Here is a 26,057-nt window from a genome sequence, read left to right as displayed (position 1 = left end):
ATCGGAGCGCGACATGTGCACGACCATGATCTTCACCAAAGGCGCCTGCGCCGATGGCGCCATGCGTGTGACCCATTCCGACGACAATGAGCTGTCGGATCAAAGGATCATCTACGTTCCCGCACAGCATCACCAACCGGGCGCCAAGCGCGCGGTCGTGGCCGGCGCGAACGACGCCTACCCGCGCCTGGTCACCGATCAGCGCGGGCCCAACTACGAGCTTGAGGGTTATCCGCAGACCCCGGTGATCGGCGTCATCCCCCAGGTTGCCTATACCTACGCCTATTTCGACGGCAGCTATGGGATCATGAACGAACACAATCTGATGTTCGGCGAATGCACCAACGGCGCCAAATATCAGCCGAACTACGTTTCCCAGGAGGACGCCGCGAAGCGCGGAGGACAGTGCAGGCTGTTCTACAGCGCCGAACTCTCTCGCATCGCCCTGGAGCGTTGCACCAAGGCGCGCGAGGCGGTCGAGCTGATGGGCGCGCTCATCGACGAGTACGGATACTTCTCGACCGGCGAAACCTTGCTGGTCGGCGATGAAGACGAGGCCTGGGTGTTCGAGATGTGCGCCCTGCCCGACGAGGTCAACCACTCCGCCTGGGCGGCCCAAAGGGTTCCCGACGGCCACCTATTCGTCGCCGCCAACGAGTTTCGCATCCGCACGCTGGAGAAAGGCAATCCGGACCAGATGTGGTCGAAGCATCTGGAGCCAGGGGCCGAGAAAGCTGGCTGGTGGAAGCCTTCCGATGGACCCATCGACTGGCTGCCGACGATCAGCGACGGCGAATACTCCCACCCCTACTATTCATTGCGCCGGGTCTGGCGGGTCTTCGATCGCGCAAATCCCGATCTTGGCCTGAGCCCCTGGGTCAACGGGGCCGGCTACACCACCGACTATCCGTTTTCCGCGCCGCCGCAGCGACCGCTCGAACGTCGCGAGATTTTCGATCTTTATCGCGATCACTACGAGGGTACGGAATTCGATCTGACCAAGGGGACCGCGGCCGGCCCCTATGGCGATCCGCATCGCTTTATCGGGCCTTATGACGGGGCCCAGAACAACGTCTCGCACGAGACGCTGTACGGGGCGTGGGAACGCTCGATCTCCATTTTCTATCAAGGCTATCTGACCGTCTGCGAGGTCCGTCCAGATGCGCCGGACCTCACCAAGGGCGTCTGCTGGTTTGGACCCGACGTCGCCTACACGACCTGCTTCACGCCCTTCCCGGCCAAGATGCTGGATCTGCCCAAGGCCTATCAGACCGGGGATCCTCAGGTCTTCAGCCGCGACAGCGCCTGGTGGGCTTTCGATTTCGTCGCTAATTGGTCGCGGCTAAACTTCCAGCGCATGTGCAACGCCGACATCACGCCGTTGCAGGGACGACTGGAAAAGGACGGCGAGAGCGCGCTGGCCCAATGGGACCAGGAAGCGAGCGCGTCCCTGGACCGGGAAGCCTTGACCCGCCTGGCGACGACATTCTCGTCAGCCCTGGTCCAGCAATGGTGGCGGCTGTCCGACCAGCTCATCGCGAAATACTCGGACGGTTACGTCAACGGATCGATAGGCCGCCCTCAGAACTCAGCGCCGGCGCCCTTGGGCTATCCGTCTGAATGGCTCGGGAAAACCAACTATGCGAACGGCCCGACGACCTACGACATGAAGCTGGCCCGCGCCTGAAACTCGCCCCCGGGAACAGATACGGCCCTGTCCGCCTGACGCGCGCCACGACACGCGATCTGCGCTAGCTTGGCGTCAGTATCCGAAGGGGGCGTGCTGACGGCGCATGGACAATCGCGCGGGCGAGATGATGGTGTTTGTGCGGGTGGTCGAGGCGGGCAGCTTCTCTGAGGCCGCGCGCTTGCTGCTGATGACGCCGTCGACGGTGTCGAAGCTGATCGCCCGGCTGGAGGCGCGGCTGGGCGTGCGGCTGATCGAGCGGTCGACCCGCCGCCTGGTCCTGACCGGTGAAGGCCAGTTCTACTACGAGCGCAGTCAGGCGTTACTGGGCCAGTTGGACGAGACCGAGCAGCAGATCGCCCTGGGCGGCGCCGAGGCCGAAGGCGTGATCCGCGTCACTTCGTCGGTGACCTTCGGCGTCGCGGCCCTGGAGCCGATCCTGCCGGAATTCCTGGAGACCTATCCCAAGATCGTCGTCGACCTGTCGTTGTCGGACGACGTGGTCGACCTCTATCTGGACCGCACCGACATCGCGATCCGGGTCGGCAAGCTGCAGGACTCCAACCTGATGGCCCGCAAGCTGGGCGAGACGCGTCGGCGCATCGTCGCCTCCCCAGCCTATCTGGCCAAGCACGGCACGCCGCGGACGCCCGAGGACCTGGTCGGCCACAACTGCCTGGGCTTCAATTTCCGCCGCGCCAATCCGGTCTGGCCGATGCGCGAGGGCGGGCGGATCGTCGAGCGGATGCTGAGCGGCGCCCTGCTGGCCAACAACGGTGAGACGCTGCGGCGCATGGCCATGGCCGGCGTCGGGATCGCGCGGATCGCCGACTACCACCTGCGGGGTCCCATCGCGCGCGGCGAGCTGGTCGAGCTCCTGCCCGATAGCGACATCGGCGAGACCGACGAGATCCACATGCTGTTTCGCGGGGCCCAGTTCCTGCCGGCGCGGGTCCGGGCGTTTCTGGACTTCACCGCGCCGCGCATGCAGCGCTTCCTCGCCGAAGGGTGAGAAAGCGCCGCGGACGCGTCTGCTATCGCCCATGCCCCAGGACTTCCATCCGCATCACCTGCACCCCGCCCTCGGCGAGCGTCGGCAGCTTGGCGAACCAGCCCTTCACATAGGGCATGGCGTTGTGGGCCTCGAAGTCCTCCACGGTCGCGAAGACCTCGTAGAAGATGAAGTGGCCCGGCTTGGCCCGATCCTCCTGCAGGAAATAGACGAGGTTCTTGGGGTCCCCCCGGACTAGTTCCACCAGCGGCAGGGTCGCGGCGCGCAGGGCCGCTTCCTGGCCGGGCTTGGCCTGAATCTGAGCGACGATCGAATAGGCGCCGGCGGGGATCTGGTTGTAGCGGACACCAGTCGGCTCGCGCGCCATGGCCGGGGTCGAAAGCGCGCCGGCGGCCGTCAGGGCGGTCAGCGCCAGCAGGGTCGTGATGGTCTTGCGCATCGTGATGTCTCCTCCGAGGAAATGGCCTAGCGCGTGGCGCGCTGACGGGTGGCCAGGGTGTTGGCGAAGCGCTGCTTGACCGGGCCCAGAGCCTTGACGAACTCCAGCTGCTCGCCTTCGGGGCCCTTGCAGTAGATCAGCTCCCAGCCGTCCGACGGGGCGACGGTGACCTTGTTGGTGTTGGCGCTCTGCGGGGCGGCGCGGCGCTCGGCCTCGGTGTTGACGCGGATGATGCGGTTGGCCCGCACCTGGGTCATGCCGCGACGGGCGGACTCGGCTTCCAGGTCGGTGATGAACTTGTTGAAGTCCACGTCGTCGCGCACGTGGAAGCAGATGTGCATCATCCGCGGAAACGCGGGGCTCATATGCTGCACCGGCTCGGCGAAGGCGCGCGACCCGCCCATCGGCTGGTCGGCGTCGCGGTATTGCAGGAGCTCGATCACCACGTTGTCGAACTGGATGAAACGGACGTCCAGCCGCTGCGCGCCGCCCCGCAGGTCGGGAACCCCGATGGTGCGCGGATTGATGCCCAGTTCGTTGGTCAGGATGTCCTGGTCGGCCAGCAGGGTGTTGTGGACGGTGTCGCCCTGGAAGTCGCCGTGGCGGAACACTTCCGTGCCGCCCAGGACCTCGGTGTAGAACTCGTAGGCCCGCTCCATGTTCTGGACGGTCAGGCCGAAGTGCTGCACGCCTTGCAGGCGAGCCCCGAGCGGGCCGGCGTTGCGGGCGGCGGGCGAGAGGCCAGGAGCGCTCTGGGCGGCGGCCGCTGAAGCGGTCATCGCCGTCCCGGCGGCGGCCAGGGCCACGCCGGCGGTGCGGAGCACGTCACGACGGCCTGGATCGGCCGCGTCGGAAGTCTTCGAGTTACGCATGATCTTTCTCCTTTTTTAGGCGTGCAGGAGCCCTCCGGCCGAAGCGAGCCTCGGCCGTTGAGCGACGGTTTGAGTGGAAGAGGTCGAGCTAGGCCGCGTCGGGCAGCGGAGCCGCCGGATTGACCAGGCCCGCCGCGCGGAGTTCGCGCCAGAAGTCGGCCGGAATGGTTTCGTCCAAAGCGGCGCGATCCTCGGCGATGCGGCCAGGACGGCTGGCGCCGGGAATGACGGCCGCCACGGCCGGGTTGGCCAAAGCGAACTGCAGGCCGGCGGCCTTCATGCTGATCCCGTGGCGATCGGCGATGGCCTTGATCCGGGCGACCTTGTCCAAGATGGCCGGGGTCGCCGGGGCGTATTCGAAGTTCGGACCACCGACCAGGGCGCCGGAGCTGTAGGGCCCGCCGACCACGATCCCCAGCCCGCGCTCGGCGACCTTGGCGGTCACGCGTTGCAGGGCGCGGTCGTGATCCAGCAGCGTGTAGCGGCCGGCCAGCAGGAAGGCGTCGGGGCGCGGCTCGTCGAGATCCAGCAGCAGCTCGATGGGCTCGACGCGGTTGACGCCCAGGCCCCAGGCCTTGATCACGCCCTCGTCGCGCATCCGGTCCAGCGCCTTGAAGGCTCCCTTGCGGGCGCTCTCGAACATGCTCAACCACTCGTCGCCATAGAAGTCCTGGGCCACGTCGTGGACGAAGGCGATGTCGATGTGATCGGTCTGCAGGCGCTTGAGGCTGTCCTCGATCGAGCGGTAGGTGGCGTCCTCGGAGTAGTCGTTCACGATCTTGTTCGGACGACCATATTTGAACACGTCGCCCTTCTCGCCCAGATCGCGGGCGCTGACGTCCTCGACCTCGTCCAGGATCACCCGGCCGACCTTGGTGCTGATCACGTACTGGTCGCGCGGCTTGCCGGCCAGAGCGCGGCCCATGCGGATCTCGGCCAGGCCCGCGCCGTAGAACGGGGCGTTGTCGAAATAGCGGATGCCGTCGTCCCAGGCCGCTTCCACAGTCGCCAGGGCCTCGTCCTCGGGGATGTCGCGAAACATGTTGCCGAGCGGCGCCGCGCCAAAGCCGAGCTTGCCGGGCAGGATATTCTTGATCGTCATGGTCTTAGCTTTCCGTCTGATGTCGTGTCGGGCGCACCGCCCGGCTCGACGTCTGGAATATTCCGCGGACCGTTCGCCCAGTAGCCGGGCGCTGATCCCAGAACCTTGGAACCAAATTCACAGATCGCGAGGGACGGCCGGACGGCGCTCATCGGGCCGCACTGGCGGTCGACTTGGTCACCGCTTCCTCGATCAGGGAGGCGACCACGCCGGGCTGGGAGACATAGACGGCGTGGCTGGCGGCGACGTCGCGCACGGTCGCCCCGGCGCGCTTGGCCATCATCCGTTGGGCGGGCGGCGGGATCATGTGGTCGTCCTTGGCGATCAGGTACCAACTGGGCTTCACGCGCCAAGCCGGGGTGGTGACCTTGCCCTCCAGGGCCTGCGCGCCCCACGGCTGCTGGGAGTCGGCCATGAACCGCGCGACCTCCGGCTTCACATCGGCGGCGAAGGCCGCGGAGAACTTGGCGCGATCCAGCAGCAGCAGGCCGTCGACCGGCGGCAGGATCGGCAAGGCCGGGGCGCCGGGCGGCGCGCTGGCGACGATCGAGGCGACGGACTCGCCCTGGTCGGGCGCGAAGGCGGCGACATAGACCAGGGCCGAGACCTTCGGGTCCGAGCCCGCCTCGGTGATGACCACCCCGCCGTACGAATGGCCAACCAGAACCACCCTGCCCTCGGCCGCCGCGATCGCGCGCCGGGTCGCGGCGACGTCGTCGGCCAGCGAGGTGGTGGGGTTCTGGACGATGACGACCTTGTACCCGTCTCGCCGCAGGATCCGATAGACGTCGGCCCAGCCGGAACCATCGACGAAGGCGCCGTGCACCAGGACGATCGTGCCCGGCTTGTCGCTCGGTGCGGCGATGGCCGGAGTCGCCGGCCCGACGGCGCCAGCCCCGGCGGCAAGCATCATGACGAGCATCAGCCGATTGGCGGAAAGCAGACGCATCACAGGTCTCTCCTTGTGTCGCTTGCCGCAGAACCGGCGCATGCCCGTTCTCCCCGACCGCCCCGCCATGATGTCGCGACGGCGATGGATGGAAATCTCCGATGAGGTATCGCGCGATCGCTCGAACAGGAGCCCGACGGCTAGCGTGAAGAGCGCGACCGCACGCGGACTCGCCCCCAGATTCGCGCATCGACGGCATAGGCTCCTGGCCCTGCCAGCACCAAGGCGACCATGCCGCCCAGCAGCGCCAGGTCTCGCGGAAACGACATGGGTGGACTCAAGGTGATCAGCGCCAAGGCGCAGACGAACGCGCTCCAGCGTGCTCCAGCGCCCAGCGCCAGGGACACGCAGAGAACCGCCGTCAGCCACGGACCAGGTCCGCCAAGTTCCGGGATTGGATCGAAGGTCAGGGCGGCCCAGGCCAGCGACAACCGCAGCACCGCCAGACCCGCGCCAAGCAATCCGCCAGGGTAGACCGGAGCCGTGATCCTCATTCAGGAGGTCTTGAACCCTCGGCTCGCCGCGCGGAACACCCGATCTAGCGATTGCGCGATCCCCTGATCGGGGATGCCTTCCAACCCCTCACAGAACAGTGTTTCATCATTGAAGCGACCACGGGGGTGGGAATGGCGTCAGGACCTGTTCGGCTTTGGCCAGCGCTGGCGGCGCTGCTGTGGATCATCGGCGTCTGCCAGGTCGCCGCCCAGCCCTATGCGCTGTCCATGGGCCAGCTGAAGCACGAGGTGTGGACGCGCGACGACGGCGCGCCGTCCGTACCGCACGCCATGGCCGAAACCGCGAACGGCATGCTCTGGATCGCCAGCCGCGAAGGATTGTTCCGGTTCGATGGCCTCTCGTTCGAACCCATGGACGCGGACATCGATCGCGACAAATACGGCCAGCCCCGGAAGCTGCAGGTCGGACGCGATGGAACGATCTGGGTGTGGTATTCGAAGGGGTGGCTGGGACTGTTCCGCCAGGGCCGTCTCCAGCTGGTCGAGGCCCCGAAATACTCGGGCGAAGTCATCACCTTCACCCTGACCCGAGACGGCGCGCTATGGGTCGGTATCGCGCAGATCGGCCAGCCGTTCCTGCGGTACCAGAACGGGCGCTGGGACAGGGTCTCGCCAAACCCCGAGCGCCAGATGCTGTTCTACACCCTGGAGTCCGCCGACGGGGCCTTCTGGATCGGCTACAACAAATCGGTGCTCCGCCGGGCGCCGAACAGCGCCAAGTTCGAGCGCGTCGAAGCGCCCATGGGCGGCGGCGGCGCGCTGGCAATAGATCCTTCCGGGAGCGTCTGGGTCGTCCGTCCGGACAGCGGAGCCAGGCTCACCGGACCGGGCGGACGCTGGCCCGCGCCGCCCTCCAGGCCGTTTCGCTGGAAGAGCGACGACCCGGCCTGGATCGGCGTGGCGTTCGACAAGGACGGCAACCTCTGGACCAAGGGCCGGGATTTTGGACGGGTCGCGGGGCTGGTCCAGGCAGAGCGCACCGGCCGGGGCGACCCCGTCTACGAACAGGGCGGGCGCTCCCTGATGTCCTCGCCGCGACCGTCCCTGCTGTACGTCGATCGACGCGGAACGCTGTGGTACGGCGGCCCCCGCAGCATCGACCACTTCAGCACACCCAGCATCGTCGTCGAACCCGAGCTGACAGCGACCGCTCGGTACGGGGATCAGGTCCTCACCGCCTCTTCCGGGGCCGTCTACATCGGCCAGAGCGACGCGCTCTATAGGGTCGATCCGGGCAAGCCCCCGGTGCGCCTCTTCGCGATCCACGACCCGAAGGCGATCTGCGAGGATCAGGACAAGTCGATCTGGGTCGCGGCCCTGGATCGGATCATCCGGGTCCGCGGCGACGAGCGGACGGAGTTCCCTGCTCCTCCGAGCGAAACCAGCTTCTACGATTGCGGGCCCGACTCCACGGGGCGGTTCTGGCTGCCCGCTTCCACCAACGGCATGTACTGGCGCGACGGTGCGAGCTGGCGGTCTGTCCCGGCCAAGGACCTTTCGGCGACCTCCGATCCGGCCTTGCTGGTGAAGGATCCCCAGGGCCAGCTGTGGTCCATGACCGACGGCGCGACCCTGACCCGGCTTGAAGGCCGCTTCGCCGAGACGCGGTCGCTCGATGCGGTCCTGAAGACGACGGGCGGGATACGCGCGGCGCTCCCCACCTCCCGGGGCATCTTCTTGTCGGGGCGGGATGGCGCGGCGCTGGTGTCCGCTCGCGGCATCACGCAGACCCAGGCCAAGCCACTGCGCTACGTGACCGGCCTGGCCCAGACGCCCGAAGGCGACACCTGGCTGTTTGGCGCGGGCGGACTTTCCAGGGTGAAGACCGCCGATCTGGAGAGGGCCTTCGCCGAGCCCGCCTTCGTGCTCCCGGAACGAACCTTCAGCTACGAGGATGGCCTCCCGAACGGCCCCAACGCCCAGAATTATCGAACCATGACCCGAGGCGGCGACGGTCGGCTGTGGCTCGCTACGATCGACGGGATCGCCTGGATCGACCCCGCTCACCTGCCCTCCAACTCCGTGCCGCCCGGCGTCGCGATCACCTCCCTGACCAGCGAGACGGCCACGCTCAAGGACCCGACGACGATACGGCTTGAGGCTGGCTCCTCGGACATCACCATCGGCTTTTCGGTGATCAATCTGACCATGCCCAAGCGGGTCAAGGTCCTGTACCGACTGGAGGGCCACGACCGGCAATGGGTGGACCCGGGCTCGCGCCGGCAGGCGTTCTATACGAACCTGGCCCCGGGGACGTATCGTTTCCAGGTGATCGCGGCCAACGAGGACGGGGTCTGGAACCGCGCCGGCGCGACCCTGGCGGTGACGATCCCGCCGACCTTCCTGCAATCGATCTGGTTCAAGCTGCTGGTCGCCGCCGCGCTGATGCTCCTGGCCTGGGCGCTCTACAGCCTGCGCGTTCGCCAGGTCGCCGCCGCGTTCGAGGCGCGCTTTCAGGTTCGGACCGCCGAACGCGAGCGGATCGCGCGGGAACTGCACGACACGTTGTTGCAGGGCTTCCAGGGCTTGATGCTGCGGTTCCAGGCCGTGTCGAACCGGCTGCCCGGCGATGACCCGCTGCGCACCGACATCGATCAGGCCCTCGATCGCGCCGACGGCGTCCTGGCCGAAGGACGCTCCCGCGTCCGCGACCTGAGGAGCCAGGCCGCGCGCGCGGACCTCGCCGAGGCGCTCGTCGACCTCGTCGGCGGTTTCAACGAAGGCGCGGCGCCGCCCATCGATCTCGTCATCGAAGGCGGCGCGAAAGCGGTCGTCCCGCTGGTGAGCGAGGAGATGCTGCGGATCACGCAAGAGGCGGTCCGCAACGCCATCGCTCACGCCCAGGCCTCGCGCATCTCGGTGCGGCTCACCTTCGCCCGTCGCCATCTGGCGCTGTCGATCGCCGATGACGGCGTCGGACTACCTGCGGCGGTGCAGGACGCGGGCGAACGGGAGGGCCACTTTGGCCTCAAGGGCATGCGCGAACGCGCCGAGCGCGCCGGAGGGCGACTGACGATCGCGACCCGACCGAAGGCGGGAACCGAGATCGAGATCCAGATTCCCGCCAACACGGCCTATGTGGAAGCCGCCCTTGGATGGGATTGGTTGCGGGATCTGGGTGTCTGGCGCGGGAGGCTGCAATGACGGCGCGTCTGATCCGCGTTCTTTCCGTCGACGATCACGCCGTCCTCCGCGAGGGGATCGCGGCCTTGGTCGGACCGCAGGAGGACATGGTCATCGTGGGCGAGTGCGAGAACGGTCGTCAGGCCGTCGACGCCTTCCGGCAACTGCGGCCGGACGTGACCCTGATGGATCTCCAGATGCCCGTCATGAACGGTCTCGAGGCTATCGCCGCCATTCGCGAGATCGCCTCCGACGCCCGTATCGTCGTCCTGACGACCTACCAGGGCGACGTTCAGGCCGTCCGCGCCCTCAAGGCCGGCGCCAGCGGATATCTGCTGAAATCTTCCCTCCGCCACGAACTGCTCGAGACCATCCGCCTGGTCCATGCCGGACGCCGTTTCATCCTGCCCGAGGTGGCGCAGGAGATCGCCGTGCATGCCGCCGAGGAACCGCTCAGCGGCCGCGAGATCGAGGTGCTGGAATGCATGGCCGCCGGCGGCGCGAACAAGACGATCGCCCACCGGCTGTCCCTGTCGGAAGAGACGGTGAAGGCTCACATCCGCAGCATCTTCTCTAAGCTCGACGTCAACGACCGGACCCAGGCGGTCACCACGGCGCTGCGCCGAGGCATCATCGCGCTGTAGCGCGAACTCAGTTCAAGACCTCGCCGCCCGCGGGCTCGCGGCCCTGCCTGAATTCGCGGGGGGACAGGCCGTACTGCTCGCGAAAGGCCCGGCTGAAGTGCGCCGAACCGTTGAAGCCCCAACGAAAGCAGATTTCCGAGATCGACAGGCGGGCGTGCTGGGGGCTGGCGAGATCGATCCGGCACCGCTCTAGCCGGCGCGACCGCAGATAGTGGCTGAAGGTCTCGTTGGCCGAGGCGAACAGCTTCTGCACATAGCGGGGCGAGACCCCCTCCTCGTTGGCGACACGGCGCAGCGACAGCTCCGCATCCGGCAACAGGGTCTCGATGGTCTGGCAGAGGCGCTGCAGGTGCGCCGTCGGCGTCGAGATATCGAAGGCATCGGAGATGGCCGCCCCTTGCTCGAGCAGGCACTGGGCCAGGAACTCGGTGAAGGCCAGGTCGACGGGACGCAGTTGATCGACGGACAGGTTCTCGAGTTCCTCCGCTGTGGCGCGCAGGAGGTCGGAGAGGATGCGCGGCACGCCCTTGGAGCCGTCCAGCCAACCCACACGCAGGTTGAACGGGCGGATCAGGCGGTGGTCCAGCGCCACGCGCGGGGCGCGCACGAACAGCAGGCGCGAACGGGTGTCCAACCGCAGGGCCGCCGCCTGCCCCGTGGGACCGAAGGCGATGTCGCCCGCGCCGACGCTGACCGCCAGATCGTCGGTGACCAGGGTCGCCTCGCCGTGCAGCAGGACCGCCAGCCAGATCGCCGCCGGCTGCGACGTGAGGCGGCCGGCGATCGTCTGGGCCCCGGCCTCGACCAGGGCGAACTCGATTCCGAGCGGCGAGGTTAGGCAGGCCACCGAGGCGGCGGCCGGCTCGTGGTCCGAAAGCCCCTCGATCGGCAAGCCCAGACGGCCCATCGCTTCGCGCCAGGCCTCGGCGCGTTCAGCGCGGGGATGGCTTTCGGTGCTGAACGACCAGGCCTTCATGGATCACACCTTGAGCTTGGGAAAGATGTCGCGCGGGATGCGCACGTGGCAGCCTTGCGTGCCATCGACCACCTGGGTGACGCCGAAGTCGGCCGCCACGCTCATCAGCGAATAGGCGTCGTTCTTGGACAGGCCGACCTGATCGCTGAGCAGGCTCAGCATCTTGGTCGAGGCGTCGCGCATGGCCAGGTTCAGGTCCTCGTTGAAGCCGTGGACGATCCACCACTTGGGGGTCTCCAGCAGCGGTCCGGGCGTCTGGATGTCCTTGCGCAGCACGATCTGCATCAGGACGTTCAGCGAGCTCTCGATGGCCGTGCCCGACAGCTCGCCGTCGCCCTGGCTGACATGGGGATCGCCGATCGAGAACAGGCCGCCGTCGACCTGCACCGTGTAGTACATCGTGGCCCCCGCCCCGATGCGCCAGTTGTCGATATTGCCGCCGTGCTCGCCGGGCGGGATGGTGCTGACGCGGCCATTGACGGCCGGCGCGACGCCGGCGGTGCCCAGGTGCGGACGGGCCGGGATGCGGATCCCCTTCAGAGCCGGCTGACGATCGCACTCGGGGCAATTGGTGATCGTGCCCGGGATCAGGTATTTGCCCTCGAAGTCATAGGCATAGAGGGCGCTGGCGGTGTTGGTGTTCTGATCCAGCTCGTAGATCGTCACCCGCTCCTTCTCGCCGAACTCCTTGTAGAGATAGCCCCAGTTGGCCGCGAGGTTGGAGCCGTAGTTGTTGCGCGGGACCATGCGCAGGTAACGCACCTCCAGCACGTCGCCGGGCTTGGCGTCCTCGACATAGATCGGGCCGGTCATGATGTGGACGCCGGGATTGCGGTCGTCCTCGGGGATCTCCTTGAAGATCCGCGTCACGCCCTCGTCCATCATCAGCTCGGGCGCGTCGCCGGCGTGGTGGGTGATGGCCTCGGCCTGGACCAGATCACCGCTCTTGATACGCAGCGACGGTGGCGTCGAGGGATCGAAATAGCCCCAGTGCACGGTCTGGGGCGTGGCCTTCAGGGTGTGCAGGGCGCCGGGGATGACGTCCGGGCGGGTCTGGCCGGGTTCGCAGATGAAGGGCATCGGTTTCCTCAAGCGCTGGCGAGCGTGACCGAGGTCATGCTCAGCGAGCCGTGCTCGATGTGATCGGGGGCGAAGGTGGCGACGTCGCCGGGCAAGCGCGCGCCCAGCACGTAGAGCAGCGGCCAGTAGTGTTCGGGCGTCGGGACGGAGCGCGTTGCGTCCTGGCCCTGGCTCTCGAAGTCGACCGCCCGCTGCGGGACGTCCTCGGCGATGGCGGTCTTGATGTGCTCGTTGAACCGCTGCGACCAGTCGTAGGGCGCGCAGTGGCGGTCGCCCCAATCCATAGCGGGCAGGTTGTGGACGATGTTGCCGGTGCCGACGATCAGCACGCCTTCATCGCGCAGGGGCGCGAGACGCTGGCCGATCTCGAAGTGCCAGGCCGGCGGCTTGCTGGCGTCCATGCCCAGCTGGACGACCGGCACGTCGGCGTCCGGGAAGGCCTTGCCCAGCACCGACCACGTCCCGTGGTCCAGGCCCCAAGCCTGCTGATCCATCGCCACCGGCGTCGGCGACAGGATCTCCCCTACCCGCGCGGCCAGTTCAGGCGAGCCCGGGGCCGGATACTGCTGGTCGAACAAGGCCTTGGGAAAGGATGCTCCGAAATCGTGGATCGTCCGGGGCTTGGTCATGGCCGTCACCGCGACGCCGCGCGTCAGCCAGTGGGCCGAGACGCAGAGGATGGCCTTGGGCTTGCCGACGGCGTCGCCCATGGCTTTCCAGGCGCGCGTGGTGTCGTTGGTCTCCAGCGCGATCATCGGGCTGCCGTGACCGAAGAAGATGACGGGCAGACGGCTCATGCGGCGGCCTCCTCGTTGGCGGGGGCCGGCGTTCCGGCTCCTTTCATCGCCGCCCAGGTCTGTTGGTAGCGCGGCGCCAGCCAGCGGTTGAACTGCACCTGCGCGCCCTCCTGCCAGGAGTAGCGGCCGCGGATGGCGAAGCGCGAACGGAGGCCCTGCTGGACCAGCTCGTCGACATGCATGTCCTGGGCGATGATCTTGCCGGCCGAGGTCATGATCATCTCGAGGCGTTCCTCGAAACCGGGGCTCTCGATGGCGCCCGGCGCGACCAGGATGCCGGTGTCCTGCTCCATGGTCTCGGGACCGGTCGGTCGCAGGATCAGGTAGATGACCATATCGCTGGTCATCACCAGCGACAGCGTCGGCGGGATGTTGGCGAAGGTGGCGCGGTTGCGGTCTTCGTCCGTCAGGTTCGGGAAGATCGGCAGCACCGCCTTCTGGGTCGGGTTGAAGCTGGCGTCGGCGTGCAGGGTGCCGTTGTAGCGCAGGAAGCCCGCGTCACCCTCGCCCGCTTCCGGGAAGCTGCACAGCTCGCTGGGAATGAAGTCGTGCAGCGGCCCGCGGTGCAGCTTGCTGGCGTGGTAGCCGTCGTTGTTGTTCTCGAACATCACCTTCCAGTTCCAGGCGAACTGGCCGGTCATCGGCGGCGACAGGCCGTCGGCATTGGCGAGGTCGTAGTTGGCGACGGCCGCTTCCACGGCGGTGAGACGCGGCGCCAGCGGCGCGGCCGCCTCGTCGAAATTGATGAAGATGAAGCCCAGCCAGATCTCGACCTTGAAGGTCGGCAGCTTCACCGCCTTCTTGTTGAAGTCGCAGGTGCGCTCCATGGCCGGGGCGTTCACCAGGTCGCCGTTCAGCGAATAGACCCAGTGGTGATAGGGGCAGACGAAGCCGCGCGTATTGCCCCTGCCCTCGGCCACCAGCATGGCGCGGTGCTGGCACACGGCCGACATCGCCTTGATCTCGTTATCCCGGTTGCGGGTGACGATGATCGGCTCGCCGATGATCTTGGTCGTGAAGAAGTCGCCGGGCTCCTTCACCCAGTCGACACGGCCCACGCACAGCCATTCGTGATTGAACAGCGCCTCCTGCTCGAACGCGTAGAAGTCGGCGTCGGTGTAACAGGCGGGCGGCAAGGTCTCGGCGGCCTCGACGCCCAGCATCGAGCGTGAAAGGCCGTCGAAGAAGGCATCGCTGAGGAAGGGCGGGCGCGAATTCATCGGGAAGCGCTCTGCAAGGGCGGAAGTCGACCATCACGCTAGGACCGCACCGTGGGCCGGTCTTGCCTCAGCGCGCACGAAGAGTTGGTCATCGCGCGCCCCGCGCGGCCCGTCGCCGGATTTGCGAGCGCCCGGCGCCTGAATGACGTTCGCGGCGCCCAAGCAACGATCACGCGCCGCATCGCTGAGAAAGCTGTCGTGCGCGCTGAGACAAGACCGGCGTCATCGCCGCGCCTAGGCTCTGAGCGTGGATAGGAGCACGCCATGACGCTGACCGCCGACATCGCCATCAAGGACCTGAAGCCGGGCTTCGGCGCCGAGATCTCCGGCATCGACCTGGCCTCCGCGCCGGACGCGGCCCTGGACCAGGTCGTCGACACCTTCCACCGCCACGGCGCGATCGCCCTGCGCGACCAGAAGATGACGCCCGACGACCTGATGCGCTTCATCGGCCGGTTCGGCGACGCCGAGGACCACACCCAGACCCGCTTCACTCTGCCGGGCTATCCGAAGATCTTCATCCTCTCCAACCGCGTCGTGGACGGAAAGCCGATCGGCGCCCACAACGACGGGGTCGGCTGGCACACCGACTACAGCTACAAGCCCGAGCCGGTCATGCTGACCATGCTCTATGCGGTCGAGGTTCCGGACGAAGGCTCCGACACCCTGCTGGCCGACGGCTGCGCGGCCTGGAACGCCCTGCCCGCCGACAAGCAGGCCATGCTGGAAAAGCTGCGGCTGCATCACAGCTACAAGCATTTCATGGCCACCCGGCAATTCGGCCAGCAGCAGAACCTGTCGCCCGAGCTGGAGGCGGCCAATCCCGATGTCGAGCACCCGCTGATCCGCACCCACCCGGCCGATGGTCGCAAGGCGCTGTGGCCCTCGACCGGCACGGTGACCGAGGTGATCGGCATGCCCGGTCCGGCGGGCCTGGCCCTGCTGGACGAGCTGGTCGAGTTCATGACCGAGGAGCGGTTCGTCTATCGCCACAAGTGGCGGGTCGGCGACCTCCTGATGTGGGACAACCGCTGCACCCTGCACACCGGCACGCTGTACGACGACACCAAGTACACCCGCACCATGCATCGCCTGTGGGTGAAGGGCGACAAGCCCTACTGAGGTTCTTCATGACCAAGACCTGGATGATCACCGGCGTCTCCGGCGGCCTTGGCCGCGAGATCGCTCGCGCCGCGCTGGAGCGCGGCGACACCGTCGTCGGCACGGTGCGCAAGCCCGAGGCGGCGGCCGCGTTCGAAGCCCTGGGCGGTCACGCCCTGATCCTCGACGTCACCGACGAAGCGGCGGTGAAAGCCGCCGTGGCCAAGGCGCAGGCCGTGACCGGCCAGATCGACCTCCTGGTCAACAATGCCGGCTACGGCCTGGTGGGCGCGGTCGAAGAGGCCACGCTGGATGAGGTCCGCAGGCAGTTCGAGGTCAATGTCTTCGGTCCGCTGGCTGTGCTGAAGGCCGTCCTGCCGGCCATGCGCGCTCGCCGCGCGGGGCGGATCATCAACATCACCTCGGTCTCCGGCCTGGCCGTCTGGGCCGGCACTGGCGTCTACTGCGCCAGCAAATGGGCGCTGGAAGGCCTGACCCAGACCCTCGCGCAAGAGGTCGCCGAACTCAGCATCAAGGTGATCAACGTCGCGCCCGGCGGGCTGCGCACGGACTTCGCCTCGGGCTCCAAGGTCATCGTGGCCGACAAGCTGTCCGACTATGACGGCCTAGCGCGCGACGCCGAGAAGATCATGGCCGAGCACGCCGGCCAGGAGCCCGGCGATCCGGCCAAGGCGGCCCAGGCGATCCTGACCATCGCCGATGCCGAAGAGCCGCCGATGCACCTGCTGCTGGGCGAGGACGCCCTGACGTACGCCGGCTATGCCGCCCAGGGCCTGTCGGCTGACATCGACGCCTGGAAAGACCTCTCCCTCTCCATCGGCTTTTGAACCGCGAGCGACATCCGTGACCAACACCCTGATCTTCGTCGACCTGGCCTCCGAAGACCCGTCCGAGGCCGGCGCGTTCTACGCCAAGGTCTTCGGCTGGCAGAACGACGCCCGTCCCGAAGGCGTCTATCACCGCATGGTGCCGGGCGGCTTCTTCAAGCAGCCCGACGGGACCGACAGCCAGATCGGCAACCTGCACCTGGGGATCTTCAAGGCCGCCAACGCCCGTCCCCATCCCGAGCCTGAAGGTGTCGAACCGCGCGCGCTGAGCACCGACGGCCGCAAGCCGCGCATCTGGGTGCTGATCAGCGACGACGACAGCGCCGAGCGCATCCTCGGCACTGCCGAAGAGCTGGGCGCAACCCTGTTGTGGAAGGATCACTACTGGAAGGAATTCAACGGCTACAACCACGCCTTCCGCGACCCGTGGGGCAACGAGATCGTGCTGTGGGGCAAGGCCGGCGCCGATCCGCAGGTCCCGGCGGACTTCACGCGCGAATAGTTCAGTCCACCCGGCCCGGCGCGCCGACAAAGTCCTTGGCGCAGTACCAGCCGCCCTGGAACGGGACGGCGGCCGGGTCCTCGGGCGGGCTGGAGGCCATCACCTCTGCCGCCCAATCCTCGGCATTGTCGCGCGGCGCGTAACCGAGGAAAGCCGCGGCCGAATTGTCCCAGAAGTTCCGCGCGTTGGCGGAAACTCCGTACACGGTCGCATATCCGAAATCCGGCCCCTCGATCCCGCAGCGGACCAGCTCGACCATGTCGCGCGGGCTGATCCAGACGGCCAGCTGCCGCAAATCCGAAGGCCGCTCGCGATAGGCGCCGATGCGCAAGCTCAGCACCTGCAGGCCGAACTTGTCGCCGTACATCCGCCCCATCGCCTCGCCGAACACCTTGCTGACGCCGTAGTAGCTGTCGGGACGCGGGACCAGGGTCTCGAGCGTCGGCGTCTCGCGCCGATGGAAGCCCGCCGCATGGTGCGACGAGGCGAACAGCACCCGCTTCACGCCGGCGATCCGCGCGGCCTCGAACAGGTTGTGGACGCCGATGATGTTGGCCGGCAGCACCTGCTCCCAGGCGTTCTCATCCGGCTCGACCGGCACGCCGGCCATGTGGACGACGCAGTCGATCCCGTCCATCGCCGCGACCAGCGAGGTCATGTCCAGCAGGTCGACGCGGACGCACTCTTCGCCCTGCCCCGCTGGCGTCAGCGGCGCGATGTCGGCTAGCCGCATCAGCGCGTAGCGGCCGGCCAGCCCCTCACGGATCGCCGAGCCGATACCGCCGGCCGCGCCCAGCAGGAGGACTTTCAAACCGGCTTGTCGCCAGCGACGGTCACCCGATAGCCCGTGCGGGTGTCGGGGAAATAGTCCCAGATCGCCTGGTGCCAAGTGCAGCGGTTGTCCCAGAAGGCCACGGAGTTCTGCTTCCAGCGGAAGCGCACCTGGAAGTCGGGGTTCTGGGCGTGCTGGTAGAGAAAGTTCAGGATCGCCGTGCTCTCGGCCTTGGACACGCCCGCGATGTGGGTCGTGTAGGACGGATTGACGAACAGGCTCTTGCGGCCGCTGACCGGATGGGTGCGCACGATCGGGTGGGTCGAGCAATTGTACTTGCGGTCGATGTCCGGGAAGATCGCCTTGTAGACCGGATTGGCGTCGTGCACCGCGTGCAGGCCTTCCAGGTACGCCTTCATCCGGTCCGACAGGGTGTCATAGGCCCAGTACATGCTGGCGAAACAGGTGTCGCCGCCATCGTCGGGCAGGACCTTCATGTAGAGGATGCTGCCCAGCGGCGGTTCGGGATCGCAGGTCAGGTCCGAGTGCCAGTTCTCGCCGGCCACGAACTTGGAATTGGCGTCGGCGTGGATGGCCACGATCTCGGGGTGGTCGGCCAGGCCCGGCACACCGGAGTGGATGGCCAGGTTGCCGAACTTGCGGCCGAAGTCCTTGTGCGCGTCGTGCGACATCTCCTGGTCGCGGAAGAAGATCACCTGGTGCTGGGTCAGGGCCTGGTGGATCTCCTCGAACTGCCTATTCGAGAGCGGCTTTCCCAGATCGACGCCGAAGATCTCCGCGCCGATCCGGCGGGTCATGGGCTTCACGTCGAGCACGTCGTAGGCCATCCGGCCGCCTCCTAAGCGTTCAGGAACCCGCCGCGCACATAGACGAGCGGCGTCTTGGTTTCGTCGGTCGCGACGCGCAGGACGCGCCCGACCAGGATCTCGTGATCGCCACCGTCGTGAGCGGCGTGCAGTTCGCACTCGACCGCCGCCACGCAGCCGGCCAGCAGCGGCGCGCCGCAGACCCCGGCCTCGACGGCGGTCAGGGCGAAACGGTCGTCAGTCCCGCTCTTGGCGAAGCGGTAGGCCAGGTCGCCCTGCTCTTGCGCCAGGATGTTGACGCAGAAGGTCTTGGCCTGGCTCAGCGCCGCCAACGTGCGGCTGTCGCGTTTGAGGCAGACCATGACCAGCGGCGGGTCCATCGACACCGAGCTGAAGGCGCTGACCGTCGTGCCGACCAGCCGGCCGTCGTGGCAGGCGGTGACCACCGTCACCCCGGCCGCGAAACTGCCCATGGCCTTGCGGAAATCCGCCGATTCCGGGACCTGGGCTTGAGGCGCCGCGCTCATCACTCGTTCCCGAACGGATTGTCGGGATAGACCGCTGAGGCCGGACGCTTGGCGCCCTCCTCCGGGCTGGCGCGACCGCAGATCGCCAGGGCCGTCAGGGCGTAGATCAGGGCGCTGTCGACCAGGTCCTTCGGCGTCGGCCGCCAGCGGCGGAAGCCGGTGGTGATGGCCGGAATCCGATGCATGTTGAAGACGTTGTGGTCGCGCCACATGCTGGAATAGACCGGATTGGCCAGGGCGACGGGATGGCCCAGGCCCAGCTGGGTCGCGACGTCCACGGCGCCGACCAGCGGCGCCACCTCGGCGGCGTCGGCCTCGAAGCCGTGGCGCACCACGACCGGCTCGATGTCGATGCGGCCCAGGCCCGCCTCGCGCACCATGGCCTCCAGAGAATGCTGGATGTCGGCCACACGCTGCTTGGGGCTGAGGCCCACCTCCAGATAGAGGTTCACCAGCTCGGTCCCAGCCCCGAACGCGAACGGGATGCCGCCGCGCACCGAGCCGATCTGCGACTTGGGTTGGGCCACGCCGCCCGGGCTGTCGTAGCGGCTCTTCTTCTCATACTCGCCGCTCCAGGCGTGGATCGCCTCGGTCAGCTTGCCAAGTTTGTAGATCGGGTTGGGATGCTGGGCCGCCGTTGCCGGATGCTCCAACAGCGGCGTAAAGACCCCCTCGCCCCAGACCTGGAAGCGGAACACGGCATAGCCACAACCCACCCAGGTCAGGCCGAAGTCACAGCCCTCGGCGGCGATGGCGTAGTCGGGCGCGACACCGCCATGGTGGAACAGGTAGTGAGCCCCGATGTCCTTGCCCATGTAGGCGACGCCGCGGTGCTCCTCGATCGGCTCTGGGCCGATCTCGCCAGGACAGGCGGTCAGGTACATCTTGCCGGCCAGCTCGTAGCCGGCCTTCTTCAGCGCCTTGGCGGCGATGAGGAAGCAGCTCATCGGCCCGCGGTCGTTGGCGATCGGGTAGCCGTAGAGCTTGCCGTCCTCCAGCCAGCACTTTTCCCACTCGGGATTGGCCAGGGTCTCGGCGCTATACTTGTAGCTGTCGAGATCGGGGTTCCAGGTCGGCGCCTCGGTGTCGAGGTGAGCCGTGAACAGCAGGTTCTTGCCGACACCCTTGCCGCCGTGCGTGCCGATGATGTTCGGCCGTTCGGGGGTCGCGCCCACCTTGCGCGGCGAGAAGCCCTCGCGCGCCATCCAGTCGTGGACGTAGTTGGCGACTTCCAGTTCCTTGCCAGACGGCGCGGGAATGTTGCCCAGGGTCAGGGCCAGCTCGACGATCTCGGTCTCGCTGATCGCGGCGGCGATGGCCGCGCGGTCGGCCTCGGTGACGGTGTAGGGCGCGGTCGCGCCCAGATTGGCAAATCCATCGGCCATGGTCAGGCGCTCCAGGCGTGCACGATCGCGGCCGTGTCGGTCAGGATCGCGCTGTTCAGTTCCATCACCTTCAGCGAGGCGGCGTGGATTTCGGGCTCGTAGGCGGCGCAGGCGTCAGCGGCGACGAACACGTGGTAGTCCAGGCTGAAGGCGTCGCGGACGGTGCTGTCGACGCAGCACTCGGTCGTCAGGCCCGCCACCACCAGGGTGTCGACGCCCAGGGCGTTCAGGCGGGCGTCGAGATTGGTGCCGACGAAGCCGCTATAGCGGACCTTCTTCACCACCAGCTCGTCGGGCAGCGGCTTGGGACCGTAGAAGTCCGAGCCGACCTCGCCCTCGCGGCACAGGGCGCTCTCGTTGTCCGGATCCCCGCCGCGACGGCGCATGCGCTCCTTCCAGGACGGCGAGTCAGTCTCGGGCGCGGTGAACAGACCCACGAAGACCACCGGCGTTCCGGCGGTGCGCGCCGCCTCGACCAGACGTTCGGCGGCGACCACGGCGGGCTGGACCGCGGACATGTCGACATACTGGCCCAGCGCGCCGTCGGGCGAGGCAAAGTCCACCTGGATGTCGATGACCAGCACCGCCGTACGCGACGGCGCGATCCAGGCGGCCAGCCCCTCCCCGGCCCCAGCTAGGGTGGTCATCGCGTTCACGAGAACACCGCCCGCAGACCCGGCAGGATCTCGGCCCCGAACATGGTCAGCCCCTCGACATAGTCGGGGAAGATCATCATCAGGCCATCCAGCTCGCAGTAGCGCAGATATTCCTCGATCTGCGCGCTGCAGGTCTTGGGCGAGCCAACCACGGTGTGGGTCATGAACGCGCCCTGGGCCTTGGCGACAGTCGACAGCTTCTCGGCCGGCACGCCCCAGCTTTCCAACATGGCCAGGATCGCGCCCATGTCGGCGCCGTCCTTGTAGTGCTCGACCTTGGCCTCTGCTTCCGCGTCCGTGTCGCCATGGACGACGGTGCACATGGCGAAGGTCTTGATGGTCTTGCCCATGCCCTCGGCGGCCTGCTTGGCGCGCAGCGAGGCGTCACGGCGCTCATCGGGCGTGCGGCCGCCGATGAAGCAGATGTCGGCTTCGCGAACCGAGAACTGGAAGCCCCGGTCGCTCATGCCGGCGCACACCAGGTCCGGGCGCGGCTTGGACAGCGGCTTGGGCTTGGACTGGCAGTCCTTCATCTGGAAGTACTTGCCGTCGAAGTCGACGCTGTCCTCGGACCACAGCCGCTTGACGATCGTGGTCCATTCCTCGGTCAGGGCGTAGCGGTCGTCGTGGGTCAGGCTGTCGTCCCACGCGCCCATCTGGTCGAACTCGCCGCGATAGGCGCCGGCCACGATGTTGAGGCCCGCGCGGCCGCCGCTGATGTGGTCCAGGGTGGCGATCATCTTGGCCGCCACGGCCGGGTTCTGCAGCAGCGGATGGATGGTCGCCCAGATCTTCACGTTCTTGGTGGCCTCGGCGATGCCGGCCATCATGGTGACGGACTCCAGCGCCGTGCCCCAGTGGTCGGTCTCGCCGCCGAAGCCGCGGAACTTGCCCATCGACATGACGAAGTCCATGCCGACCTCATCGGCCTTCACGGCCGCCGCGCGGTTGGTTTCATAGAGGCCGTCGAGGACCGGCGCGGTCTTGGAGATGATCCAGCCGCCGTTGGCGACCGGCAGGAACACCCCGAAATCCTTGTGCTGGGAAGGACGGTGGAACATGGCGTTACTCCCTGAACTGTCTTAGGCCGCGTCGCGCAGCAGGACGGGCGTGGGCGCCGGAACCGGCGCGGCAGTGGTTTCCTCGGTGGTCTTGCGCGGCGGACGCATGAACAGCGCCGCCACGAAGATCACGCCGATCACGGCGGCGAAGACCTGGAAGGTGGGCGCGAAGCCGCCCAGACGGTCGCGCATGACGCCGCCGATCACCGGGCCCAGCGCCGAGACCGCGCCAGCCAGACAGACCATCGAGAAGAGCTCGAGATTGTTCTTCCGGCCGTAGTAGTTGAGCAGCAGAATGCTGACGGCCAGCACGGTCATGCCAAAGCCGACGCCGACGCCGAGCGCGAAGATCACCATCATCGGCCAGGTGGCGGCGTTGGCCAGGGCCAGAAGGCCGGCGGCCATCATCCCTTGGGCGCCGGCCAGCAACCAGCGCGGGTCGATGCGGTCGCCCAGCAGGCCGCCGCTCATCCGCGCCACGACCTGCATCAGGGATTCCAGGCTCAGCGCCGCGACCGCCACGGCCGAGGCCACGCCCAGCTCGCTGAAGTGGCTGGGCGCCAGGCTGACGGCGGTGACCCCGCCCAGCAGGTGGGCGAAATAGGCCGCGACAATCACGTAGAACTGCGGCGTGCGGATCGCTTCCTTGATCGTCCAGTCGACCTGGGTGCGATAGACGCGAGCATTGGCCGGCTGAGCAGCGGCGTCTTCGGCCACGGCCTTGTCGGTCTCGACCGCCGCGCTTTCCAGCCAGGCCTTGCCGCCGACCAGGGACGCAGCCAGGGCGCCGACCACCGCCGAAGCGACGGCTTGCCAGGCCCAGTACGGCCGCCAGGCGCCGCCGGCCATTTCCATGCCGACCAGGGCCATCCAGGGTCCGACGACCCCGCCCAGCGAACCGATCGTGAAATAGATCCCGAACGGCAGCGCCCGCTTCTTAAACAGCATCGACAGCAGGTGCGTGCCCGGGATCAGCGCCATCATCTGGTAGCCCACGCCCAGCAGGGCCGTGCCGGTCAGATAGACCGGCAGCCCGTGGGCCGTGGTCAGGCACAGGAAGCCGGCGATCATCACCGCCGAGCCGGCGATGATCGTCGCCCGCACGCCGACCTTGCGGATCAGCAGCGCCGGCAGCCACGACGAGCCGCCGCAAAATGCGCCGAGCAGCGTGAAGCCCAGGAAGGCCGAAGCGAAGCTCCACTGCTGGTCCTTGATCATGGCCGGCAGCACCACGCCCAGCGACGAGAACGTCGAGGCCGTGATCAGGAACAACAGAAGGGAAAGAGCGCCCAGGAGGGTCCAGGAGCGCCATTGGATCGTCGACATCGCCATCGAGCCTCCATGCAAGCTCGCGGCGCGTCCCTCGCGGGGCGCGCCGCGCGGGGGAACTAGAATTTACGGGACAGGGTCAGGCGCCACTCACGGCCCTTGCTGGGCAGCGCGCCGAGGTTGGCGTAGCTGTCGGCGTCGGGCGTGAAGTAGAGCTTGTCGAACAGGTTATCGACATTAAGCGTGGCCGTGTACGGACCGTATTCGTAATAGACGCTGCCGCTGGCCACCCAGTAGGCGGGATAGGTCACGGCGTTCTGGACGGTGCCGGCCGTCTTGGTGACATGCGTCACGCCGAACGTGCCGCCGGCCTTGCCCCACTCGTGCTCGTCGCTGGTATAGGCGCCGTACAGGCTGACCACCGACTTGGGGATCAGGGTGTAGTCGTAGTCGCCCGCGCGGCCCGGCAGGCTGCTGAACGCCCACACCACATAGGTGCCGCCATAGGCCTGCTGCCCCGGCACGCCGGCGGTATAGGCCGGGATGTACTGGAACGAGTTGTCCGGGCCCTTCACGGTCGTGTGCTGGGTGTTGCCCGAGAAGGTGAAGCTGAAGTTCTCGCTGGCCAGCCAGCGCACTTCCAGCTCAACGCCCTTGGCGCGGGTGCCGGTCGGCGTGCCGGTGATGCCGGTCAGCTGGGTGCGATTCTGGCGGTAGCCCGCCAGCGAGCCGACCAGCGTGCCCTTCAGCCACTGGAACTTGAGGCCGGCCTCGGCCAGGTCGCTGTTGGACAGCCAGGCGTCGCTGGCGTCGGCCACCAGGCCCGGCGCGATGTCGCCCGCCTGGCTCATCTCCAGGGCCGAGGCCTTGGCGTAGGTGATGTAGGGCATGATCCCGGCCGGCGCCTTGTAGGTGGCGCTGGCGCTGTAGGTGAACTTGCCCTTGCTGGCCTTCTGCTGGCCGGCGATCTGGTAGCTGAGATAGCCGGTGTCGTTCGACTTGACGTCGTAGTCGTCGTAGCGGCCGCCCAGCATCAGGTTCAGCTTCTCGCCGACCATGATGTCGGTCATCGCGAAGACGCCGGCCTGCTGCCACGTGCTCTTGTTGTCGTTCTCCCACTGCAGGCCCTGCACCCCGGCGGCCGTCTCGGTCGAGAACGGGCTGTCGATGATGTCGGTCGGCGTGGCGCCGAAGCTGATGTCGCGACGGTCCAGGGCGATCAGGCCGCTGTTGTAGCTCTCGCGGCGACGCCCTTCGAAGCTGCGATACGACGCGCCGACGAACGACTTGGAGGTCACGATCCCCGCGTCATAGGCGAAGTTGTAGGTCGCGCGCGCTTCCCACACCTTGCTGTCGAACCAGGCCGGATAGCCGTAGCTGACGAAGCGCTTGTTCTCCTGGTCGTCGTAGAACAGCTGCAGCTTCAGCGCGCTGTCGGGCGACAGCTCCTTGGCCAGGTCGAAATAGAAGGTGTTGGTGTTGGTCTTCGAGAAGTCCGCGCCGCTGATATAGACGTTGCGCGGGTTCAGCTTGGTCGTCCCGACGCCGACGTCCAGCGTGTGCAGGGCGTTGCTGTCCGGAAAGCCGTAGTAGGCCAGATACATGGCGCTGGAGTACGGGTAGAAGCCGATCTCGTTCGGGGTCAGGCGGCCGTTGCCGTCGGTGTCCTTCAGCGTGGTGTCGCGGCCGGTGATGTAGGTCTGGTTGTCGATCAGCGACTGGGTCAGGCGGTTCCAGCCCGGCGTCTGAACGTCGCCGTCCGAGTGGTAGTACATGCCGCCGAACGCCGTGGTCCAACCATTGCCCAGGTCGAAGTCCGACGAGGCCTCCAGCGTCTGGCGACGCGGATAGATACCCTTGTAGTAGCTGTGGCTGTCCTCGACCTCGCCATACAGATAGACGCCGCCGGTGATCGAACCGAAGTTGGCCGGCAGGCCCAGCTGGGCCGTGGCGTTCTTCTTGTTGTACGAGCCATAGGTCAGGGTGACCTCGCCCGTGGGCTCGGTCAGGTAGCCGCCCTCGTTCTTGCCCGACTTCGGAATGAAGTTGAGCATGCCCCCCACCTTGCCCGAGCCGTAGATCGGGGTCGGCGGACCGCGCACGATCTGGATCTGGTCGGCCGCGCCGATCGGGGTCGAATAGGTGCCCCGGTTCTCGATGCGCTTGAAGCCGCGGAAGTAGTTCTCGGCCAGGGTGCCGCGAATGTTCAGCGCGCCGGGCACGCCATAGAAGCTGGCCGTATAGGTGCCGGGCGAGACGGCGGTCAGGCCATCGATCGTCTCGATGCCGTAGCGTTGTAGCGTCACGTCGCTGACGAAGCTGGCCGAGCGCGGCGTCTCCAGCAGCGGCTTGTCGATGCCGAACACGGTGTTGTTGGGCTGCTTCTCGATCAGGCCGGCCTTGTCGCGCGCCTTGACCACGACCTCGTCGACGGTGTCGGACGGCGTCGTGGTGGTTTCATCAGCAAAAGCAGCCTGCGAGTGCGCCAGCAGGACTAGGGCGGAACAACCCGCCATCAAAAGTCGATAGGTCGACATGCGGTCCTCAATCCGAGGCCGTCGCGCCCACCGCCTGCGGCGGTTATCCCCAGGTCGACGCCTCGAGACTGATCATCCGCCCGTCTCGGCCGGCATCGAGGTTCGGCGTGTGACATTTCACTGAAAATGTCGCGGCCGCATGGATGTTGAGCCGTT

Annotated in this window: 24 protein-coding genes; 7 read left to right on the top strand and 17 right to left on the bottom strand. The window is 67.3% G+C overall.

What is annotated here, in order from left to right; translation table 11 throughout:
• Positions 1-13: 13 nt before the first annotated feature.
• Positions 14-1,687 (top strand): dipeptidase, encoded by a 1,674-nt coding sequence (locus tag AC07NF_RS06050; RefSeq protein WP_494628162.1) that lies wholly within the window; start codon positions 14-16, stop codon positions 1,685-1,687.
• 106 nt (positions 1,688-1,793) lie between these two features.
• Complete coding sequence (locus tag AC07NF_RS06045; RefSeq protein ID WP_494628164.1) at positions 1,794-2,699, top strand: LysR family transcriptional regulator; 906 nt, start codon at positions 1,794-1,796, stop codon at positions 2,697-2,699.
• A 22-nt stretch (positions 2,700-2,721) separates the two neighbouring features.
• On the opposite strand, the gene AC07NF_RS06040 is transcribed toward AC07NF_RS06045, so the two are convergent.
• From AC07NF_RS06040 to AC07NF_RS06020, 5 genes are all read right to left on the bottom strand, one after another.
• Entirely contained in the window at positions 2,722-3,138 is a 417-nt protein-coding gene (locus AC07NF_RS06040; RefSeq protein WP_494628166.1) for a putative quinol monooxygenase, read from the bottom strand.
• Between the two features lie 26 nt (positions 3,139-3,164).
• The gene (locus AC07NF_RS06035; RefSeq protein WP_494628168.1) at positions 3,165-4,010 is read right to left on the bottom strand and encodes a VOC family protein; all 846 of its coding nucleotides are present in this window, start codon (positions 4,008-4,010) and stop codon (positions 3,165-3,167) included.
• A gap of 88 nt (positions 4,011-4,098) precedes the next feature.
• Positions 4,099-5,112, bottom strand: coding sequence for an aldo/keto reductase (locus tag AC07NF_RS06030; protein WP_494628170.1), 1,014 nt, complete (start codon positions 5,110-5,112; stop codon positions 4,099-4,101).
• Between the two features lie 148 nt (positions 5,113-5,260).
• On the bottom strand, positions 5,261-6,061 hold the full coding sequence (locus AC07NF_RS06025) for an alpha/beta hydrolase (protein WP_494628172.1): 801 nt from the start codon (positions 6,059-6,061) through the stop codon (positions 5,261-5,263).
• A 140-nt stretch (positions 6,062-6,201) separates the two neighbouring features.
• Positions 6,202-6,555 (bottom strand): hypothetical protein, encoded by a 354-nt coding sequence (locus AC07NF_RS06020; protein ID WP_494628174.1) that lies wholly within the window; start codon positions 6,553-6,555, stop codon positions 6,202-6,204.
• Positions 6,556-6,606: 51 nt separating this feature from the next.
• On the opposite strand from AC07NF_RS06020, the gene AC07NF_RS06015 reads away from it, so the two are divergent.
• Together AC07NF_RS06015 and AC07NF_RS06010 are read left to right on the top strand one after the other, a co-directional pair.
• A complete protein-coding gene (locus AC07NF_RS06015; protein ID WP_494628176.1) occupies positions 6,607-9,720 on the top strand; it encodes a sensor histidine kinase in 3,114 nt (1,037 codons plus the stop codon).
• Entirely contained in the window at positions 9,717-10,343 is a 627-nt protein-coding gene (locus AC07NF_RS06010) for a response regulator (RefSeq protein WP_494628178.1), read from the top strand. Before AC07NF_RS06015 ends, AC07NF_RS06010 begins: the two co-directional genes overlap by 4 nt.
• A 7-nt stretch (positions 10,344-10,350) precedes the next feature.
• Here the strand turns inward: AC07NF_RS06010 and AC07NF_RS06005 are convergent, their stop codons facing one another.
• Genes AC07NF_RS06005 through AC07NF_RS05990 form a run of 4 tightly spaced genes read right to left on the bottom strand, consistent with a single transcriptional unit; the run spans position 10,351 to position 14,416 of the window.
• The gene (locus AC07NF_RS06005) at positions 10,351-11,319 is read right to left on the bottom strand and encodes an AraC family transcriptional regulator (protein ID WP_494628180.1); all 969 of its coding nucleotides are present in this window, start codon (positions 11,317-11,319) and stop codon (positions 10,351-10,353) included.
• Between the two features lie 3 nt (positions 11,320-11,322).
• Complete coding sequence (locus AC07NF_RS06000) at positions 11,323-12,399, bottom strand: acetamidase/formamidase family protein (protein ID WP_492810268.1); 1,077 nt, start codon at positions 12,397-12,399, stop codon at positions 11,323-11,325.
• Between the two features lie 8 nt (positions 12,400-12,407).
• Positions 12,408-13,196, bottom strand: coding sequence for a 4,5-DOPA-extradiol-dioxygenase (gene ygiD / locus AC07NF_RS05995; protein ID WP_494628182.1), 789 nt, complete (start codon positions 13,194-13,196; stop codon positions 12,408-12,410).
• Positions 13,193-14,416: an aromatic ring-hydroxylating oxygenase subunit alpha gene (locus AC07NF_RS05990; RefSeq protein ID WP_494628184.1), complete on the bottom strand. Its 1,224-nt coding sequence runs from the start codon at positions 14,414-14,416 to the stop codon at positions 13,193-13,195. The genes ygiD and AC07NF_RS05990 overlap by 4 nt, the downstream gene beginning before the upstream one ends.
• Positions 14,417-14,680: 264 nt before the next feature.
• Here AC07NF_RS05990 and AC07NF_RS05985 point away from each other — a divergent pair, with 264 nt between their 5' ends.
• From AC07NF_RS05985 to AC07NF_RS05975, 3 genes are read left to right on the top strand one after another with little or no spacing between them, the layout of a single operon-like run.
• The gene (locus AC07NF_RS05985; RefSeq protein WP_494628186.1) at positions 14,681-15,538 is read left to right on the top strand and encodes a TauD/TfdA dioxygenase family protein; all 858 of its coding nucleotides are present in this window, start codon (positions 14,681-14,683) and stop codon (positions 15,536-15,538) included.
• A gap of 8 nt (positions 15,539-15,546) precedes the next feature.
• Entirely contained in the window at positions 15,547-16,365 is an 819-nt protein-coding gene (locus AC07NF_RS05980; RefSeq protein WP_494628187.1) for an oxidoreductase, read from the top strand.
• A gap of 16 nt (positions 16,366-16,381) precedes the next feature.
• Complete coding sequence (locus AC07NF_RS05975; protein ID WP_494628189.1) at positions 16,382-16,867, top strand: VOC family protein; 486 nt, start codon at positions 16,382-16,384, stop codon at positions 16,865-16,867.
• Position 16,868: 1 nt separating this feature from the next.
• On the opposite strand, the gene AC07NF_RS05970 is transcribed toward AC07NF_RS05975, so the two are convergent.
• The 8 genes from AC07NF_RS05970 to AC07NF_RS05935 form a co-directional block, all read right to left on the bottom strand.
• Entirely contained in the window at positions 16,869-17,678 is an 810-nt protein-coding gene (locus AC07NF_RS05970) for an NAD-dependent epimerase/dehydratase family protein (RefSeq protein WP_494628191.1), read from the bottom strand.
• Positions 17,675-18,487 (bottom strand): TauD/TfdA dioxygenase family protein, encoded by an 813-nt coding sequence (locus AC07NF_RS05965; protein ID WP_494628193.1) that lies wholly within the window; start codon positions 18,485-18,487, stop codon positions 17,675-17,677. Before AC07NF_RS05965 ends, AC07NF_RS05970 begins: the two co-directional genes overlap by 4 nt.
• 11 nt (positions 18,488-18,498) lie before the next feature.
• Positions 18,499-18,993, bottom strand: a complete 495-nt coding sequence (locus AC07NF_RS05960; RefSeq protein ID WP_494628195.1) for a flavin reductase family protein — start codon at positions 18,991-18,993, stop codon at positions 18,499-18,501.
• Positions 18,993-20,378, bottom strand: coding sequence for a zinc-binding metallopeptidase family protein (locus tag AC07NF_RS05955; protein ID WP_494628197.1), 1,386 nt, complete (start codon positions 20,376-20,378; stop codon positions 18,993-18,995). Before AC07NF_RS05955 ends, AC07NF_RS05960 begins: the two co-directional genes overlap by 1 nt.
• A 2-nt stretch (positions 20,379-20,380) precedes the next feature.
• Positions 20,381-21,025, bottom strand: coding sequence for a cysteine hydrolase family protein (locus AC07NF_RS05950; protein ID WP_494628199.1), 645 nt, complete (start codon positions 21,023-21,025; stop codon positions 20,381-20,383).
• 5 nt (positions 21,026-21,030) lie between these two features.
• A complete protein-coding gene (locus tag AC07NF_RS05945) occupies positions 21,031-22,095 on the bottom strand; it encodes an LLM class flavin-dependent oxidoreductase (protein WP_494628201.1) in 1,065 nt (354 codons plus the stop codon).
• Between the two features lie 21 nt (positions 22,096-22,116).
• Positions 22,117-23,421 (bottom strand): MFS transporter, encoded by a 1,305-nt coding sequence (locus AC07NF_RS05940; RefSeq protein ID WP_494628679.1) that lies wholly within the window; start codon positions 23,419-23,421, stop codon positions 22,117-22,119.
• Between the two features lie 62 nt (positions 23,422-23,483).
• Positions 23,484-25,901: a TonB-dependent siderophore receptor gene (locus AC07NF_RS05935; protein WP_494628203.1), complete on the bottom strand. Its 2,418-nt coding sequence runs from the start codon at positions 25,899-25,901 to the stop codon at positions 23,484-23,486.
• Between the last annotated feature and the right edge of the window lie 156 nt (positions 25,902-26,057).

This window comes from Caulobacter sp. GW821-FHT10A06 (genome assembly GCF_059415805.1).
Note: the sequence above shows the minus strand (reverse complement) of the source record. Positions and strands in the feature narration are given on the sequence as shown.

Bases quoted from the DNA above. Each gene is read 5' to 3' on its own strand.
- AC07NF_RS06040 (WP_494628166.1), bottom strand. From the start codon at position 3,138: ATGCGCAAGACCATCACGACCCTGCTGGCGCTGACCGCCCTGACGGCC.
- AC07NF_RS06025 (WP_494628172.1), bottom strand. From the start codon at position 6,061: ATGCGTCTGCTTTCCGCCAATCGGCTGATGCTCGTCATGATGCTTGCC.
- ygiD (WP_494628182.1), bottom strand. From the start codon at position 13,196: ATGAGCCGTCTGCCCGTCATCTTCTTCGGTCACGGCAGCCCGATGATC.
- AC07NF_RS06035 (WP_494628168.1), bottom strand. From the start codon at position 4,010: ATGCGTAACTCGAAGACTTCCGACGCGGCCGATCCAGGCCGTCGTGAC.
- AC07NF_RS06020 (WP_494628174.1), bottom strand. From the start codon at position 6,555: ATGAGGATCACGGCTCCGGTCTACCCTGGCGGATTGCTTGGCGCGGGT.
- AC07NF_RS05985 (WP_494628186.1), top strand. From the start codon at position 14,681: ATGACGCTGACCGCCGACATCGCCATCAAGGACCTGAAGCCGGGCTTC.
- AC07NF_RS05945 (WP_494628201.1), bottom strand. From the start codon at position 22,095: ATGTTCCACCGTCCTTCCCAGCACAAGGATTTCGGGGTGTTCCTGCCG.
- AC07NF_RS05980 (WP_494628187.1), top strand. From the start codon at position 15,547: ATGACCAAGACCTGGATGATCACCGGCGTCTCCGGCGGCCTTGGCCGC.
- AC07NF_RS06050 (WP_494628162.1), top strand. From the start codon at position 14: ATGTGCACGACCATGATCTTCACCAAAGGCGCCTGCGCCGATGGCGCC.
- AC07NF_RS05955 (WP_494628197.1), bottom strand. From the start codon at position 20,378: ATGGCCGATGGATTTGCCAATCTGGGCGCGACCGCGCCCTACACCGTC.
- AC07NF_RS05950 (WP_494628199.1), bottom strand. From the start codon at position 21,025: ATGACCACCCTAGCTGGGGCCGGGGAGGGGCTGGCCGCCTGGATCGCG.
- AC07NF_RS05940 (WP_494628679.1), bottom strand. From the start codon at position 23,421: ATGTCGACGATCCAATGGCGCTCCTGGACCCTCCTGGGCGCTCTTTCC.
- AC07NF_RS06030 (WP_494628170.1), bottom strand. From the start codon at position 5,112: ATGACGATCAAGAATATCCTGCCCGGCAAGCTCGGCTTTGGCGCGGCG.
- AC07NF_RS06010 (WP_494628178.1), top strand. From the start codon at position 9,717: ATGACGGCGCGTCTGATCCGCGTTCTTTCCGTCGACGATCACGCCGTC.
- AC07NF_RS06045 (WP_494628164.1), top strand. From the start codon at position 1,794: ATGGACAATCGCGCGGGCGAGATGATGGTGTTTGTGCGGGTGGTCGAG.
- AC07NF_RS06000 (WP_492810268.1), bottom strand. From the start codon at position 12,399: ATGCCCTTCATCTGCGAACCCGGCCAGACCCGCCCGGACGTCATCCCC.
- AC07NF_RS05965 (WP_494628193.1), bottom strand. From the start codon at position 18,487: ATGGCCTACGACGTGCTCGACGTGAAGCCCATGACCCGCCGGATCGGC.
- AC07NF_RS05960 (WP_494628195.1), bottom strand. From the start codon at position 18,993: ATGAGCGCGGCGCCTCAAGCCCAGGTCCCGGAATCGGCGGATTTCCGC.
- AC07NF_RS05990 (WP_494628184.1), bottom strand. From the start codon at position 14,416: ATGAATTCGCGCCCGCCCTTCCTCAGCGATGCCTTCTTCGACGGCCTT.
- AC07NF_RS05935 (WP_494628203.1), bottom strand. From the start codon at position 25,901: ATGTCGACCTATCGACTTTTGATGGCGGGTTGTTCCGCCCTAGTCCTG.
- AC07NF_RS06005 (WP_494628180.1), bottom strand. From the start codon at position 11,319: ATGAAGGCCTGGTCGTTCAGCACCGAAAGCCATCCCCGCGCTGAACGC.